The 15,802-nt window shown below is 63.6% G+C and carries 18 protein-coding genes; 8 read left to right on the forward strand and 10 right to left on the reverse strand.

The genetic code is table 11. The features are described from left to right. The first annotated feature begins 196 nt into the window (after positions 1-196). Positions 197-781, forward strand: coding sequence for a TRAP transporter small permease subunit (locus G5V65_RS02025; RefSeq protein ID WP_165046740.1), 585 nt, complete (start codon positions 197-199; stop codon positions 779-781). After that, the gene (locus G5V65_RS02030) at positions 778-2,643 is read left to right on the forward strand and encodes a TRAP transporter large permease subunit (RefSeq protein ID WP_165046741.1); all 1,866 of its coding nucleotides are present in this window, start codon (positions 778-780) and stop codon (positions 2,641-2,643) included. The genes G5V65_RS02025 and G5V65_RS02030 overlap by 4 nt, the downstream gene beginning before the upstream one ends. Before the next feature lie 57 nt (positions 2,644-2,700). On the opposite strand, the gene G5V65_RS02035 is transcribed toward G5V65_RS02030, so the two are convergent. The 4 genes from G5V65_RS02035 to G5V65_RS02050 form a co-directional block, all read right to left on the reverse strand. After that, positions 2,701-3,798, reverse strand: a complete 1,098-nt coding sequence (locus tag G5V65_RS02035; RefSeq protein ID WP_165046742.1) for a TRAP transporter substrate-binding protein — start codon at positions 3,796-3,798, stop codon at positions 2,701-2,703. Between the two features lie 183 nt (positions 3,799-3,981). Beyond that, on the reverse strand, positions 3,982-5,454 hold the full coding sequence (locus G5V65_RS02040) for a heme biosynthesis protein HemY (protein WP_165046743.1): 1,473 nt from the start codon (positions 5,452-5,454) through the stop codon (positions 3,982-3,984). 11 nt (positions 5,455-5,465) lie between these two features. Next, positions 5,466-6,623, reverse strand: coding sequence for a COG4223 family protein (locus G5V65_RS02045; protein ID WP_165046744.1), 1,158 nt, complete (start codon positions 6,621-6,623; stop codon positions 5,466-5,468). Between the two features lie 67 nt (positions 6,624-6,690). Beyond that, entirely contained in the window at positions 6,691-7,422 is a 732-nt protein-coding gene (locus tag G5V65_RS02050; RefSeq protein ID WP_165046745.1) for a uroporphyrinogen-III synthase, read from the reverse strand. 42 nt (positions 7,423-7,464) lie between these two features. On the opposite strand from G5V65_RS02050, the gene tsaD reads away from it, so the two are divergent. The 4 genes from tsaD to G5V65_RS02070 are packed head-to-tail and all read left to right on the forward strand — an operon-like array spanning position 7,465 to position 10,213. Further along, positions 7,465-8,559 carry a tRNA (adenosine(37)-N6)-threonylcarbamoyltransferase complex transferase subunit TsaD gene (gene tsaD, locus G5V65_RS02055; protein ID WP_165046746.1) on the forward strand — a complete coding sequence of 365 codons (1,095 nt, stop codon included), beginning with the start codon at positions 7,465-7,467 and terminating at the stop codon, positions 8,557-8,559. Beyond that, positions 8,556-9,518 (forward strand): NAD(P)H-dependent glycerol-3-phosphate dehydrogenase, encoded by a 963-nt coding sequence (locus tag G5V65_RS02060; RefSeq protein ID WP_165046747.1) that lies wholly within the window; start codon positions 8,556-8,558, stop codon positions 9,516-9,518. Before tsaD ends, G5V65_RS02060 begins: the two co-directional genes overlap by 4 nt. A gap of 3 nt (positions 9,519-9,521) precedes the next feature. Next, positions 9,522-9,794: a YciI family protein gene (locus tag G5V65_RS02065; RefSeq protein WP_165046748.1), complete on the forward strand. Its 273-nt coding sequence runs from the start codon at positions 9,522-9,524 to the stop codon at positions 9,792-9,794. Further along, positions 9,794-10,213, forward strand: a complete 420-nt coding sequence (locus G5V65_RS02070) for an EVE domain-containing protein (protein ID WP_165046749.1) — start codon at positions 9,794-9,796, stop codon at positions 10,211-10,213. The genes G5V65_RS02065 and G5V65_RS02070 overlap by 1 nt, the downstream gene beginning before the upstream one ends. 212 nt (positions 10,214-10,425) lie before the next feature. On the opposite strand, the gene G5V65_RS02075 is transcribed toward G5V65_RS02070, so the two are convergent. Together G5V65_RS02075 and ahcY are read right to left on the reverse strand one after the other, a co-directional pair. Beyond that, positions 10,426-10,767, reverse strand: coding sequence for a DUF2853 family protein (locus tag G5V65_RS02075; RefSeq protein ID WP_165046750.1), 342 nt, complete (start codon positions 10,765-10,767; stop codon positions 10,426-10,428). A 161-nt stretch (positions 10,768-10,928) separates the two neighbouring features. Continuing rightward, positions 10,929-12,329 carry an adenosylhomocysteinase gene (gene ahcY, locus G5V65_RS02080; protein ID WP_165046751.1) on the reverse strand — a complete coding sequence of 467 codons (1,401 nt, stop codon included), beginning with the start codon at positions 12,327-12,329 and terminating at the stop codon, positions 10,929-10,931. A 109-nt stretch (positions 12,330-12,438) separates the two neighbouring features. Here ahcY and G5V65_RS02085 point away from each other — a divergent pair, with 109 nt between their 5' ends. After that, the gene (locus G5V65_RS02085) at positions 12,439-13,047 is read left to right on the forward strand and encodes an HD domain-containing protein (RefSeq protein WP_165046752.1); all 609 of its coding nucleotides are present in this window, start codon (positions 12,439-12,441) and stop codon (positions 13,045-13,047) included. Here G5V65_RS02085 and G5V65_RS02090 read toward each other — a convergent pair. Further along, the gene (locus G5V65_RS02090; protein WP_165046753.1) at positions 13,032-13,184 is read right to left on the reverse strand and encodes a hypothetical protein; all 153 of its coding nucleotides are present in this window, start codon (positions 13,182-13,184) and stop codon (positions 13,032-13,034) included. The two genes, G5V65_RS02085 and G5V65_RS02090, sit on opposite strands and share 16 nt — an antisense overlap. Positions 13,185-13,282: 98 nt before the next feature. Between G5V65_RS02090 and G5V65_RS02095 the strand changes: the two genes are divergently transcribed. Then, entirely contained in the window at positions 13,283-14,158 is an 876-nt protein-coding gene (locus tag G5V65_RS02095; RefSeq protein WP_165046754.1) for a LysR family transcriptional regulator, read from the forward strand. Here the strand turns inward: G5V65_RS02095 and G5V65_RS02100 are convergent, their stop codons facing one another. The 3 genes from G5V65_RS02100 to G5V65_RS02110 form a co-directional block, all read right to left on the reverse strand. Continuing rightward, entirely contained in the window at positions 14,159-14,473 is a 315-nt protein-coding gene (locus G5V65_RS02100) for an H-NS histone family protein (RefSeq protein WP_165046755.1), read from the reverse strand. A 68-nt stretch (positions 14,474-14,541) separates the two neighbouring features. After that, complete coding sequence (locus tag G5V65_RS02105) at positions 14,542-15,096, reverse strand: ActR/PrrA/RegA family redox response regulator transcription factor (RefSeq protein WP_165046756.1); 555 nt, start codon at positions 15,094-15,096, stop codon at positions 14,542-14,544. 73 nt (positions 15,097-15,169) lie between these two features. Next, positions 15,170-15,781 carry an SCO family protein gene (locus G5V65_RS02110; RefSeq protein WP_165046757.1) on the reverse strand — a complete coding sequence of 204 codons (612 nt, stop codon included), beginning with the start codon at positions 15,779-15,781 and terminating at the stop codon, positions 15,170-15,172. Positions 15,782-15,802: the final 21 nt, after the last annotated feature.

The following is a 15,802-nucleotide window of genomic DNA, read 5'->3' on the forward strand; positions in this document are numbered from 1 at the left end:
TGCGGATGGTTTAACCGATTGAGCCAAAAACGGGCAAAAGGGGCGCGGTAGCCCCTGATTGACCTTGGGGAAAGCAGAAAAGGCGGGTCAAATACGCCAGAAACTGCGCCATTTCCGACAAGGAACGTTGACGCACCCTGCCCTGCGCCCCTACCTAGGTTACAGAAAAAAGAGAGCGAAGTTCAGGGGGGATCGGATGCGGGGTCTGTTGGGGCTCTCGTCTTTCATTGACAGGTTCAATGAAATCGTCGGGAAGGTGATGGGATGGCTGATCCTGGTGGCGGTGCTTGTCAGTGCGACCAATGCCGTGATCCGGAAGGTATTCTCCACCTCGTCGAATGCCTGGCTTGAACTGCAGTGGTATCTTTTCGGGGCCGCCTTCATGCTGGCGGCGGCCTATACACTGCGGCAGAACGAACATGTGCGGATCGACGTCCTTTATGGCCGCGTCAGCGACAGGACGCGGCAGTGGATCGACCTTTTGGGGCATCTGTTCTTTCTGATGCCCTTCGCCTTGCTGATGGTCTACTACCTTGTGCCCTATGTCGCGCAATCCATTCGTAGCGGAGAGGTTTCCACCAATTCCGGCGGGCTGATCATCTGGCCGGCGAAGGCGATCCTGCTGGCCGGTTTTGTTCTGCTGAGCCTGCAGGGCCTATCCGAGATCATAAAGAAAATCGCGATCATGCAAGGGCTTATCGAAGACCCCCATCCGTTCCACAATGCCAAGGAACAGGCCGAGCTTGAAGCGCAGGCCCTGATCGAGGAGGCGCGCAAGTGATCGAATTCGTCGCGCTGAACCTGGCCCCGATCATGTTCGCCAGCCTCGTGCTGTTCCTGATCCTGGGCTATCCGGTGGCCTTTGCCCTGGCGGCGAACGGGCTTTTGTTCTTTTTCATCGGCGTCGAGCTTGCGCCCTTGTCGGGCGGGTCGATCACGCTGGACTGGCCCTTGCTGAACACATTGCCCAACAGGATCTGGGGGGTGATGTCGAATGACACGCTGCTGGCCATTCCCTTCTTCACCTTCATGGGGATCGTGCTGGAGCGATCCGGGATGGCGGAAGACCTGCTGGATACGATCGGGCAGTTGTTCGGGCCCATCCGGGGCGGCGTGGCCTATGCGGTGATCCTGGTGGGCGCGCTGCTGGCGGCGACGACGGGTGTGGTGGCGGCATCGGTCATCGCGATGGGGCTGATCAGCCTGCCGATCATGCTGCGCTATGGCTATGACCGGCGGGTGGCGGCAGGCACCATCGCGGCGAGCGGGACGCTGGCGCAGATCGTGCCGCCGTCGCTGGTGCTGATCGTGCTGGCGGATCAGCTGGGGCGGTCGGTTGGTGACATGTATCACGGGGCGATCCTGCCCGCGCTGATCCTGACCGGGCTTTACATGGTCTATATCTTCCTGTTGTCGATCTTTCGGCCCGAGGCCGTGCCGGCCCTGCCGCCCGAGGTTCGGACGCTGGGGCGCGGGGTGACATCGCTGATGGTGGCCTTTGTCGCGCTGATGGCGATCGGCTATGGCGCGCATGTCTGGCTTTATCCGACGCAAGGAGCGAATGCCGATATCCTTGGCGCTGTGGTGGGTGTTCTGGTGATCTATGCCTATACGCTGATCGACAAGGCGCTGGGGTTGAACACCATGTCGCGGCTGGCGCAGCAGGTGATCATCGTGCTGATCCCGCCGCTTGCGCTGATCTTCCTGGTGCTGGGCACGATCTTCATCGGGCTTGCCACGCCGACCGAGGCGGGGGCGATGGGGGCTGTGGGCGCGCTTGTGCTTGCCTTTCTGAAGCGGCGGTTGTCGCTGGCCGTGATCACGGGTGCGCTGACGGCGACGACGCGGCTTTCGGCCTTTGTCATGTTCATCCTGATCGGCGCGCGGGTGTTTTCGCTGACATTCTACGGCGTGAACGGCCATGTCTGGGTAGAGCATCTGCTGACCTCTGTCCCCGGCGGCGAATACGGGTTCCTGTTCGTGGTGAACCTTGTGCTGTTCGTGCTTGGCTTCTTCCTCGATTTCTTCGAACTGGTCTTCATCATCGTGCCGCTGATCGTTCCGGCTGCCGATGCGCTGGGGATTGATCTGATCTGGCTTGGCGTGATCCTTGCGCTGAACATGCAGACCTCGTTCCTGACGCCGCCTTTCGGCTTTGCCCTGTTTTACCTGCGCTCCGTCGCGCCGAAATCGCGTTACAAGGACACGGTGACGGGCAAGCTGGAGGATCCGGTGCGGACGGATCAGATCTATGCCGGTTCGATCCCGTTCATCATGATCCAGTTGGCGATGGTGGTGGTGGTGATCGTGTTCCCGCAGCTGGTGTTGCATTACAAGGCGCCGGTGATTGACCCGTCGACCGTGAAGATCGAGATGCCGACCCTGCAGCCGCTTGGCGGCGGGCTGGGTGGTGGTCTTGGTGGCGGCCTTGGCCAACAGCCGGGCGGATTGGGTGGCGGGCTGGGCTCTCCTCCGGGATTGCAGGCACCGGGCGGGGCCGCGGCCCCGGCCCCCGGCGGATTGGGAACGCCACCTGCGCTGCAACCGCAGGGCGGGCTTGGCGCGCCCCCGGCCCTGCAGCCGCCCGGAGGCGGGCTGGGGCAGCCACCCGCCGCCCTGCAGGCCCCGGCAGCGGGCGACTGAATGAAAAACCCCCGGTCCTGCGACCGGGGGTTTTCCTTTGGCCTGTGATGGCTGCGATCAGAGCTTTCCGGCGTTCTGCTGCAGCATCATGAAGGTGTCGTAGTTGTATTCCGCCACCTGAGCCCAGGTGTAGTTCTCGGAGCGGAAGGCCTTGATCGACCCCCACAGCTTGGCGAAGGCGGGGTTGGTTGCCTCCATCTCGGCGTAGACTTCGTTGGCGGCGGTGAAGCAGGCCTCCAGCACTTCGGGCGAGAAGGGGCGCAGCTGCGCACCGCCCGCGACGAGGGACTTGATGGCGGCGGGGTTCTTGTAATCATACATCTGCAGCATGTTCGCATCGGCCGCCTGCGCCGCGGTGCGCAGCAGCGATTGGTAATGCGGCGGCAGCGCGTCGTACTGGGCCTTGTTGAACATGAAGTGGACGGTCGGGCCGCCTTCCCACCAGCCGGGATAGTAGTAGTAGGGCGCGACCTTCTGGAAGCCGAGCTTTTCGTCATCATAGGGGCCGACCCATTCGGCCGCGTCGATGGTGCCTTTCTCCAGCGCCGGGTAGATATCGCCGCCCGCGATCTGCTGCGGCACGACGCCCAGCTTTTCCAGAACCTTGCCGGCAAAGCCGCCAACGCGCATCTTCAGGCCGGAGAGATCGGCCACGGTGTTGATTTCCTTGCGGAACCAGCCGCCCATCTGCACGCCGGTATTGCCGCCGGGAAGGGCCACGATGTTATGCTGGGCGAGGAATTCGTTATACAGGTCGATCCCGCCGCCATGGTAGTGCCAGGCATTGATGCCACGTGCCGAAAGCGAGAAGGGAACGGCGGCCGCGACGGCCCAGGTCGGATCCTTGCCCCAGTAGTAGTAGCCGACCGTGTGGCAGGCTTCGATGTTGCCAGCAGTCACCTCATCGGCGGCCTGCAGGCCGGGGACGAGTTCGCCCGCCGCGAAGACCTGAATCTGGAAATTGCCTTCCGAAGCCTCGGACACCATGCGCGACAGCACTTCGGCGCCACCATAGATCGTGTCGAGCGACTTGGGGAAGGACGACGTCAAACGCCAGGTCACCTTGGGTGCGGTCTGTGCGATGGCCGGGGCGGCCAGTGCCGCGGCCCCGACACCCCCGACGGCAGCCTTGGTCAGAAATGAGCGACGATCCATAAAGTTCCTCCCGTTATGGTTCAGAATTCCGGCTTACGTTAGCATGTAGGATTTTTATTTCCGCATGCATCGGTGGCGCAAGCAATAATCGGCACGCAGCACCGATTAATTGCTGAGGTAAAATTGTTTAACCCTAGGTAAACGCTTGAATTTCAGGCAACTGCCCGTGGATTGGCCCTGCCGTCACCCCCCCCTGCGGACGATCGCCTCCAGATCTATGGTTTCCGGTTCCGATGCGCTGGTTGCAGAAGGCTCGGGCGTTTCCTGCGGCTCTGGTTTCGGGGGGGAAACGATCAAGGGAAGCACCTCGGCCCCGGTTGCCGAGGGGCCGGTGCGTTCCGGCGGTTCGCGCCAGGAAAGCGTATCGAAACCGCCGCAATTGTCGCAGATCGGATCCCATTTCGCATGGACGGCCTGGCATTTGTCGCAGCACCATTGCGGCCCCCGCGGCGCGGTCAGCGCCCGGGCCAGCCAGCCGCGCACCACCGCCTCATCCGCGCCTTCGCCACGTTCGATGGCGGCCATGATGGCAAGCGCGCGCTGGGTGGGATGGGTCTCCACGATATCGCCCAGCGCGCGGCGGGCTTCGGGGAATTCCTCGGCGGCGATGTTGAGTTCGGCCATCAGCAGACGGGTTTCCTCGTGCTGCGGATGGTTGGCGACGAGGGTGCGGAACCGCCGGACCCGGTCAGCCGGGGTTTCCTCGGGTTCGATCTCGGCGAAGGCGGCGGCAAGATCGGGGTGCGGCTTGGCATCCCATGCCTTTTTCAGAACGCGCGTCGCCCCCTTCCTGTCGCCCTTTTCGACAAGGGCGCGGGCAGCCATGGCCGCAGCCGGGATCAGATCGGGGGATTGGCGGTTCGCTTCGATCGCCGCTTCGCGCGAGTCGATGCTGGCGCCTTCTTCCATGATGCCTTGCGCCTCTTGCAGGGCCAGCACGGCATCGCGGCGGCGATAGACATCCTTTGGCAGCGCCCCCGCCTTCAGCTTGGCCGTCAGGGTCTTGCGCGCGCCCTTCCAATCGCGGCTTTCGGATTGCAGTTTCAGCAGAAGATCCTGCGTTTCAAGGTGGCGGGGTTTGAGTTCCAGCGCCTTGATGGCCAGTTTCTGCGCGGTCTCGGTATCGCCTTCCGCCAGTTTCTGCCGGATCAACCCCCGGATCGCGACAAAGCGCGTCGTCTCGGACGACAGAAGCTCCTTGTAGGCCTCTGTCGCGCGGCCGGTGTCGCCCACGGATTCGGCGGCCTGTGCCACGAGCAAGGTCGTCAGATGCGGATCGGCGAGGTATTTCTCGGCCTTGATCGCCCGGTTCAGCGCGAGGCGACCCTCGCCCGCGGCAAGCGCCAAAAGGCCTTCGGAAAGGGCCTGGAAGCCCTTCCTTTCGCGGTTGCGGTCGAAATAGCGGCTGATGGCGGTTTCATCGCCATTCAGGAACCGAAGGACGGCCACCAGCAGCCCGACGAACCGCATCAGGAGCCAGACCAGAACCACGATCACCATGAAGGCGATCAATGCCTGCAGCGGACCCAGCGTGAATTCATATCCGGCGGCCGAGATGCGAATGCCGCCCCCCGTATCCAGCAGAAGCCCCGCCCCAAGCGTGAGCGTGGCAACGATGAGGAAGAAGAGCAGAACCTTGGTGAGCGACCAGATCATTCCGCCCCCCTTCAGTTGGCCGAAAGGGCGGCAACCGCGCTTTCGGCTTCGATCCGGATCCGGGCCTGGGCCAGCCAGTCTGCCAGCGCCGGTTGGCCGGCTTCGGGCATGGCTTGCAGTTCTGCCACGGCTTCGGCAACGCGGCCCGCGGTGAGGGCAGCCTCCGCGCGCGACAGGATCGCGTCGGGATCATTCCCTTCGCGCGGGGAAAGGGACCGAAAGCCCGTCTGGCTGCGCAGGAAGCTGCCCACCCGTTCCGTCCAGCTTTCGCCCATATTGGCGCGCAGCGCGGCCTCGAGCGCATCGCGGGCGGCTTGCGGGAAACTGTCCGACAGATCTGCCACCGTCGGAAGGCCGGAGGCGGCGTGATCGGCAAGGGCCGGGGGAACCGTGCCTTCGGGCAGATCCGCCACGGCCGATGCATAGGCGGCCCCGCTATCCAGCGCGGCGGAAATCCTGTCGATCGCCATTTCGCGCTGCGTGGCTTCGACGGTGATCCTGGCCTGATCCGCCATGGCGGCGGCGCTTTCTTCGGCGGCCTTGAGGCGGGCCTCTGCGGCTTCGGCTGCGGCGATGACATCGGCGGGCAGGCTGCCGCCAGCGCCAAGGCTGGCCACCTGCGCCTTCAGGGCGGCAAGATCGGCGGCGAGTTCGGGCGGAACTGCCCCGCCTGACGGGGCAGGCCTCCCGGCAAGATCGGTGACCTGCGCTTCCAGTGACTGCACGCGGTCTGTCAGCGCCTGAAGGGCCGAGCCTAGATCGGCAAGACCTGCGGAAAGGTCCGGATCGGGTGCCGCGGCGGGCGGTAGGGCGCCCACGGCCTCGCGCAGCGCGGCAATTTCCTGGGCCTGTGTTGCCAGGGCATCGGTGACAGAGTCGTTCCCGCCGGAAATCGGCAGAAGATCCGGCATGGCGCGGGCAAGGCCAAAGCCAAGGCCCGCGGCGACCACACCACCAAGCACCATCGAGAAGAAGGCCCCTGCCCCGCCCTGGCGGGCCGGCGCTGGCGCAGGGATTTCCTTCTGCGGCGCAGGCTGCGGCTCTGCGGGAGGGGGCGGCGCGTCTTCGCTGGCTGGTTCAGCCTGCTTTTGCGGATCGGTCGCCTCGACCACGTCCATCAGATCGCCTTCCGGCTGGGTGGCGGGTTCTTCGGTCTTGTTTCTGGCCATGCCCGGCTCCTTTCGCCACCCCGCCGGGGCGGTTCTGACCTAACCTAATCCCCCTAAGCTTGCAGGTTCAAGCAGAGGGTTCGGGAATGAGCCGGGACAGGGCATCAAGCATTCCGGGCGCATCTGGCGAAGCGGCCAGTTCCAGGCGCTGCGGCGACAGCTGTTGCGCGCGGGCGGCGGCGGCCGGGCTGATCGCTGCGATCCAGAGCGGCGCCGTGAAGGGGCCGTTCTGGGCCAGCAACAGCGCGCTGCGGGGCGAGAAGAGGGGCACGATGACCGGTTGCACCCCTGCCAGAAGGGACCGTGCCTGAGGGGTCAGCTCCTGGGGGGCCTGTTCATAGACCACGGCCGCATGGGCAGATCGCCCCTTGGCGAGAAGTCTTGGAACGATGTCGCCGCGCGCATCCTTTCCGCGAAGGTGCAGGTAGGGGCCTGGCTCATCGGAGGCGAGGATGCGGGCGAGAAGCGCCTCGGCGTCGCCACTTGCCGACTCGGGCGTGAAGCCGGCGCTGCGGGCAGCAGCGGCGGTTCTGTCGCCCACGCAGATGGCGCGCAGCGGCAGGGTATTTCCTTCCTGCCGCAGGCGACCGGCGGCGGCGGCCCCGGTTTCGGAGGTGAGGATGACGGCGATGTAATCGGCGGGCGGCCACTCTGCCGGAATCATGCGGGTGACCATCAGCGGACTGATGACGGGGCGAAGTGCGGAACCGAAGCGGACGGCCAGTTCTTCGGCAAAGCGATCGCTTTGCGCGGCGGGGCGGGTGAGGAGGATGGGCGTGGGCTGGTGTTGCGGGGCCATGTCTGGGGTGTTACCCCGGCAAGAACCCTGCGGGCAACGGATATGACAACGCTGACCTTCCTTGGAATCGAGTCGAGCTGCGATGACAGCGCCGCCGCCATCGTGCGTTCCCGCCCGGGGCAGGCGCCCGAGGTGCTTTCTTCGGTGGTTCAGGGACAGACGGCGCTGCATGCCGCCTTTGGCGGCGTCGTGCCGGAAATCGCGGCGCGGGCTCATGCGGAAAAGCTGGATGACTGCGTGGAGAAGGCGCTGGATCTTGCCGGGCTGCGGCTTGACGATGTGGACGGGGTTGCTGTGACGGCGGGGCCCGGGCTGATCGGGGGGGTGCTGTCTGGCGTGATGCTGGCGCGCGGGGTTGCGATTGGTGCGGGAAAGCCACTGATCGGTGTCAACCATCTGGCCGGGCATGCCCTGACCCCGCGGCTGACGCATGGGCTGGCCTTTCCCTATCTGATGCTGCTGGTTTCGGGCGGGCATTGCCAGTTCCTGATCGCGGAAGGCGTGGACAGGTTTCATCGGCTGGGCGGAACCATTGATGACGCGCCGGGAGAGGCCTTCGACAAGACGGCCAAGCTGCTGGGCCTGCCGCAACCGGGCGGGCCGAGCGTGGAGGCCGAGGCCGCGCTGGGCGATGAGGGGCGTTTCGTCTTTCCCCGGCCCCTGCTGGACCGGCCCGGCTGCGATCTGAGCTTTTCGGGGCTGAAGACTGCCCTGCTGCGGGCCCGCGATGCCCTTGTGGCCGAGAAGGGCGGGATCACGGTGCAGGATCGGCGGGATCTCTGTGCCGGTTTCCAGGCGGCGGTGGCGGCGGTCCTGGCCGAAAAGACAGGGCGCGCGCTGCTGTCCTATCTGGCGCTTTCACCGGCAGAGCCGGCGTTGGCCGTGGCCGGGGGAGTCGCGGCGAACAGGGCCATTCGGGCGGTGTTAGAGACTGTTTCAAGCAAGGTTGATGTGCGGTTCATCGCCCCGCCCCTGCCCTTGTGCACCGACAATGCCGCCATGATCGCCTGGGCCGGGATCGAACGCTTCCGCGCCGGGCTTGGCGATGAGGCGGATCTTGTCGCCCGCCCGCGATGGCCGCTGGACAGCCAGGCCGCGCCGATGATCGGGTCTGGCAAGAAGGGGGCAAAGGCATGATCGGCATTGCAGGCGCGGGGTCCTTTGGAACGGCGCTTGCCATCGCGCTTGGGCGTGAGGGGCGGCGGGTGACGCTTTGGGCACGTGATCCCGCGCAGGTGGCCGAGATGGAACGAACAAGGCGCAACGAGGCGCGATTGCCGGGCGTCGATCTTCCCGGAAACGTCACTGTTACAGCGGAAATGGGGGATCTTGCGGCTGCGGACATGGTTCTGCTTTCGGTGCCGATGCAATCCCTGCGCCCGCTGCTTGCCGGGCCGGGGCGGCAGTTGAACGGCCTTCCGCTGGTTGCCTGCTGCAAGGGGATCGACCTGGCGGCCCTGACCGGGCCTTCCGCCATCCTGGCCGCCTGCTGCCCCCTATCCGTGGCGGCCATCCTGACCGGGCCGAGTTTCGCGGCGGATATCGCGCGGGGTTTGCCCACCGCGCTGACATTGGCCTGCGCGGATGACGCTGCATCCGAACGCCTGCAGGCGGCGCTTTCGACCCCGGTTCTGCGGCTTTATCGCAGCGATGACGTGCTGGGTGCGGAACTGGGTGGGGCGCTTAAGAACGTGATCGCCATCGCGGCGGGCGTCGTGATCGGGGCCGGTCTGGGTGACAGTGCGCGCGCGGCGCTGATGACGCGGGGCTATGCCGAGATGCTGCGCCTTGCGACCGCCCGGGGGGCGAAAGCCGAAACGTTGGCGGGGCTTTCGGGGCTGGGGGATCTGGTGCTGACCTGCACGTCGGAGCAATCGCGGAACTTCCGGTTCGGGCTGGCGCTCGGATCGGGGAAGGGGTTCGATCCTTCAATCACGGTCGAGGGTGCGGCGACGGCGAAAGCAGTCTCTGACATTGCCGAAAAGGCGGGAATCGACCTGCCGGTGACGGCCATGGTTGCTGCATTGATCGAGGGCAGGCTTGACCTTTCCACTGCGATGCAGACCCTGCTTTCCAGACCGCTGAAGAAGGAGTGATCCATGCGTGTGGCACTGATCTGCATCGACAAGCCCGGGCATCTGCATGTCCGGCAGGAGAACCGCGCGGCCCATCTGGCGCATATCGAGGCTTCGGGTCTGGTCGAGATGGCCGGTCCATTTCTGAATGCCGCAGGCGAGATGTGCGGATCGCTGGTGGTGCTGTCGGTGGACCGCATGGAACAGGCGCAGGACTGGGCGGCGAATGATCCCTATGCGAAGGCGGGGTTGTTCCAGTCAGTCGACCTGCGGGAATGGAAGAAGGTGATCGGCTGATGCCCTTCTGGCTGTTCAAATCAGAGCCGGACGTCTTTGGCTGGGCAGAACAGGCAGCCAAGGGAGAGGCGGGCGAGGAATGGACCGGCGTGCGGAACTATCAGGCCCGCAACAACATGCGCGCCATGCGGTGCGGCGATCTTGGGTTCTTCTATCATTCCAACATCGGCAAGGAGATTGTCGGGATCGTGGAAGTCATCCGCGAAAGCGCCCCTGACAGCACGACGGATGATCCCAGATGGGATTGCGTGATGGTCAAGGCCGTGCGCCCCCTGCCGCGCCCGGTTTCGCTGGACCGTTGCAAGCTGGAGCCGGGGCTGGAGCAGATGGCGCTGGTGAAAAACACACGGCTGTCCGTTCAGCCGGTGTCTGACGCGGAATGGCAGATCGTGTGCCGATTGGGCGGGTTGGAAGGATGAACGGAAATGGGGGGCCCGCACCCCTACGGAGCCCCCCATCCACCCCACGCGCCCCCCGTGCACCGCGCGTGATATGAAGAAGGGATCCGGACTTGCTGCCCTAGTCTGAGGATGGCCGGATTCGACCGCAGAAGCAAAGGCATAGTACGCGGCATTTTAGTCAAAGGCACCCACCCGGCAGGGGATGGGATGCCTTGAAGGGGACGGGCCGGTCAGCCGTAGACCTTTTCCTTGCCGAAATGCTTGACCAGCATGTAATAGACCACGGGCCGATACTTGTTCCTTTCGGAGCGGCCATAGGTATCAATCACGGCATTGATCGCTTCCATCAGCTTGGGCGAATCCGGCAGGCCCAGCTTCTTCATCAGGAAGTTCTTCTTCACCGTTTCGAGTTCCGATTGGTCGGAGCCTGCGACGGTTTCGCTGTCGGCGCTGTAGATTGCAGGGCCGCAGCCGATCGTCACCTTTTCAAGCAAGGCCATGTCAGGCGTCATCTTGCATTTGGTTTTCAAATCTTCGGCGTATTTCGCTATCAGTTCGGCTCGTTTGCTCATGGCCTTCAATCACTCCCTGAACGTCATCGGCTGTCCTGCAACCGCATAGAAATCTTAAGGGGCGGACCACGGGATGCAAAAGGATTTATCGACTGGTCAGGAAAAACCCCGCCAGACACGCGGTCTGGCGGGGCATGGCGGGCCAATCGAGGCCGGTCGGCTCAATAGCGATAGTGGTCCGGCTTGAAGGGGCCTTCCTGCTTGACGCCGATATAGGCGGCCTGATCGGGGCGGAGTTCCGTCAGACGAACGCCGATCTTCTTGAGGTGCAGGCGGGCGACCTTTTCATCCAGATGCTTGGGCAGGATATAGACGCCCGGCACGTATTCCGCGCCCTTGGTCCAGAGCTCGATCTGCGCGAGGACCTGGTTGGTGAAGGAGGCCGACATCACGAAGGAGGGGTGACCCGTGGCATTGCCAAGGTTCAGAAGGCGCCCTTCGGACAGCAGGATGATGCGGCTGCCCGAAGGCATCTCGATCATGTCCACCTGATCCTTGATGTTGGTCCATTTGTGGTTCTTCAGGGCGGCCACCTGAATTTCGTTGTCGAAATGGCCGATATTGCCGACGATGGCCATGTCCTTCATCTCGCGCAGATGCTCGATGCGGATCACGTCCTTGTTGCCGGTGGTGGTGATGAAGATGTCGGCGGATTTCACCTCATCTTCGAGGATCGTCACCTCGAACCCGTCCATCGCGGCCTGAAGGGCGCAGATCGGATCGACTTCGGTCACCTTGACGCGCGCACCCGCGCCGCGGAGCGAGGCGGCGGAACCCTTGCCCACGTCGCCATAGCCACAGACCACGGCAACCTTGCCCGCCATCATCGTGTCGGTCGCGCGGCGAATACCGTCAACCAGCGATTCCTTGCAGCCATATTTGTTGTCGAATTTCGACTTGGTGACAGAGTCGTTCACGTTGATCGCCGGGAAGGGCAGTTCACCCTTCTTGTGCAGTTCATACAGGCGATGCACGCCGGTGGTGGTTTCCTCGGACACGCCCTTGATCGCGGCGCGCTGCTTGGTGAACCAGCCGGGGCTGGCCGCCAGACGCTTGCGGATCTGGTTGAAGAGGCAAACCTCCTCATCGCTGGTCGGGACGGCGATCAGATCGGTTTCGCCCGCCTCGACCCGCGCGCCGAGAAGGATGTAGAGCGTCGCATCCCCACCATCATCGAGGATCATGTTGCAGGTGCCGCCTTCGCCGCCGAACTGGAAGATCCTGTCGGTGTATTCCCAGTATTCCTCAAGCGTTTCGCCCTTGATGGCGAAGACCGGCACGCCCGCCTTGGCAATCGCCGCGGCCGCGTGATCCTGGGTCGAGAAGATGTTGCACGAGGCCCAGCGCACATCGGCACCAAGGGCGACGAGAGTTTCGATCAGCACACCGGTCTGGATCGTCATGTGCAGCGAGCCGGCAATCCGCGCGCCCTTCAGCGGCTTCGACGTTCCGAATTCCTCGCGGCAGGCCATGAGGCCCGGCATTTCGGTTTCGGCGATGGTGAGTTCCTTGCGCCCGAACTCGGCAAGCGCGATATCCTTGACGATGTAATCCTGCGGCATGTGCCGTTGCTCCTTGAACCTTTATTTGGGGCGGCAGATAGCACGGGATGACGTCACCGACAATGGAACGGTGATTAACGGAAGGACGACAGGGGAAGGCCGCGCAGTCATGAAACAACCCCGCGCCTGGCAGCGCATGCTTTCGGGCCGCAGGCTGGATCTTCTGGATCCCACGCCTGTGGATATCGAGATCGAGGATATCGCGCACGGGCTTGCCTTCGTTGCGCGCTGGAATGGCCAGACACGGGGCGACTGGCCCTATTCGGTGGCGGAACATTCGCTGCTGGTCGAGATGATCTTCAGCCGCGCAAATCCCGGCATAGCGACGCGGTGGCAGTTGGCGGCGCTGCTGCATGACGCCCCGGAATATGTGATCGGCGACATGATCAGCCCGGTGAAGGCCGCCATCGGGCCGGACTATGGGGCGCTGGACGAGCGTCTGACGGCGGCGGTGCATCTGCGCTTTGGGCTGCCGGCCACGCTGCCGCCTGCGATCAAGAAGGCAATCAAGGCCGCCGACAAGATCTCGGCCTGGCTTGAAGCGGTGCAGATCGCCGGGTTTTCAGGGGAAGAGGCGGATCGTTTCTTCGGCAAGCCCGATGCGCTGATCCTGCGCGGTCTGGAGATACGGCTTCGTCCGCCCGCTGTGGTGCGGGCGGACTATGTGGCAAGGCATGAACAACTGCTGGCAGCCTGCACGGTTCAGCCACCCAGTTGATTGGGCGGGGTGAAGGGGCCCGGCCGTTCGGCGCCGCGGCTGCCGTCATGCGGGGCGGGGCGGCGCTTGTGGTTCGTCTGGTGCTGCAAGCTTTGGCCGGTGGCCAGAAGCAGCGCTTCTGCAATGATCTGTAACATCTGATGTCCCTTTCCATTCGCTGGACTTGGCTTTTCTAGCCTTTTCTGTTGCTATCTCCTAATCAGAAAACTTTCAAAACTGTTAGTCTGGCTATCATATGGCGATCAACTGGCGTGATCTTCCCCCGCTCTCTGCCCTGCGCGCCTTTGCCGCCGTGGCGGAGCTTGGCGGCTTTTCCCAGGCGGCGCGGGCGTTGAATGTCACCCATGCGGCGGTGGCACAGCAGGTGCGCGCGCTTGAGGCGCTGATGGATACGCCACTGGTCGCGCGGGATGGGCGCGGGATGGCGCTGACCGCGGAAGGCCAGCAACTTGCACAGGCCCTGGCGGACGGGTTCGGCACGATCGCATCGGGCGTTGCCGCCCTGCGGGCCGGGGGATCGGATCGCCCGGTGCGCATCACGCTGACGGCCAGTTTCGCCAGCCAATGGCTCATGCCACGGTTGAAGGATTTCTGGGACCTGCATCCCGACATCGCCCTGTCCCTGCATCCCGACGCGCGCGTTTCGGACCTGCGGCGCGATGGCATGGATCTGGGCATCCGCTATGGCAACGGCGATTGGCCCGGCGTGACCGCGCGATTTCTGGCCCCGGCGCGGATGGCCATTGCGGCCGCGCCCGACCTGCTGGATGGGCGCGAGAACCTTTCGACTGCCGAGATGCAGGAGATGGAATGGATTCTGGCGCGCGACTGGCCCGAGCAGGAGAACTATCTTCGCAGTCTTGGTCTGGATCCCCGGACCCTGAGCCGCACGGATTTTGTCAACGAGGAGTTGTCGCTTGCCGCGGCGCGCCAGGGGCTGGGCCTAGTAGTGGAAAGCCTGGCGCTGATGGAGGATGATCTGGAAGAAGGGCGGCTGATCCTGCTGCATGACAGCAAGGATCGCCTGCCCGCCTATTTCATCGTCACAAGCCCGGGGCCGCAGCGCGCGGCCACCAGGGCCTTTCTCAAATGGCTCGAATCAGCGGCCTGATCAGAGCGCCATGTCCTCGGGCTTTTTGCCGGAAGCCAATGCATCGGCAAACCAGCGCGGTTTGCGCCCGCGGCCGGACCAGGTATCCGATTTGTCGGCTGGATTTGCGTATTTCGCCGAAGCCGGGGCACGCTTGCGCGGGGCGGTCGCGCCAGTCAATTCGGCCAGGGAGAAACCGAGTTCGCGGGCCTTTTCCTCCAGTTCTGCGAGGGCCGCACGTTTCTTGCGGTCTTCAAAACCGGCGATTGCCTTTCCGACCTGTGACTGAAGTTCCTTCAATTCCTTCAGCGACATCGAATTGAGGTCGAGGTTCATTTCGGCACACTCCTTATGGCGAATGCCTGCCGTTATTGCCGAATTGCGCCGCGAATTCAATAAAGGGATTATTTGGGGCTGCGTTTTGCCAGAATGCGCTGCAGAGTCCGGCGATGCATGCTGAGGCGACGCGCGGTTTCCGATACATTGCGATCACACATTTCATAGACGCGCTGAATATGTTCCCACCGCACGCGATCCGCCGACATCGGGTTTTCCGGCGGAGCGGGAAGGGTTTCCGTGCGGGACAGAAGCGCATTCATCACGTCATTGGCATCTGCCGGCTTAGACAGGTAATCCGTGGCGCCGATCTTTACCGCGGCGACGGCCGTTGCGATTGCCCCATATCCGGTAAGAACGACGATCCGGCAATCCGGACGGCGTTCGCGCAGGGTTTCCACGACGTCGAGTCCGTTTCCATCCTCGAGCCGCAGATCGACGACGGCGTAGGCAGGGGGCCGCGCCATGGCGATGGCCCGGCCAGCCGCCACGCTTTCCGCCGTTTCAGGGACGAAACCGCGCTTTTCCATCGCCTTTGCAAGCCGCTTCACAAAGGGTTCGTCATCATCGACGAGCAGGAGCGTACGGTCCGCGCCAAGCTCGGCAATCAGGTCGTCAGCCATCGGGTTCCCCTTTGTTCTGTTCTTGCCGCAAAAGGTAGGCGGGAATGGCGGCAGCGTCAAACTGAACCAAAGGTCAATGCGTCAGGAAGCAGGCCGTGCGTTCGGCCATTTGTTCGGCGGTTTCATCCCGCTTGAAAAAATCCACGAAGCCGGTCTCGGGCAGGACGAGGTAGGTAAATGTCGAGTGATCGACCAGGTAGTAATCCGGATCATCCGAATCCTGTTTGCGGAAATAGGTCTTGTATGCCTGGGATGCGGCCTTGACCTGTTCTTCGCTGCCAGTCAGGCCGATCATCCTGGGATGAAGGTTCGCCGCGAAGTCGCGAACCACCTCGGGCGTATCACGGGCCGGATCAATGGAGATGAATACCGGCGTGACGTCAAAGCCGCGCTCTTCCAGGATATCGACTGCTTCTACATTGCGCGCATTATCCAGAGGGCAGACATCCGGACAGAAGGTATAACCGAAATAGACAAGGCTGGGTTTTGCAAGCACGTCCTTTTCGGTGACGGTCGCGCCATCACCATTCACCAGCGTGAAAGGCCCGCCGATATCACCGCCAACCGCCCCTGCCCGGCATTCGGCAAAGCGATCATCCGATTTGCCAAGCTGACCGTAGGCAAACAGGCCACCGACCATGCCCACGACGACCGCCGCCGCCAGACCAGCATAAAGTTTGCTCATCCTGAAGTTCCTTGCATTCCC

The organism is Paragemmobacter kunshanensis, assembly GCF_011059185.1.
GTDB lineage: Bacteria > Pseudomonadota > Alphaproteobacteria > Rhodobacterales > Rhodobacteraceae > Paragemmobacter > Paragemmobacter kunshanensis.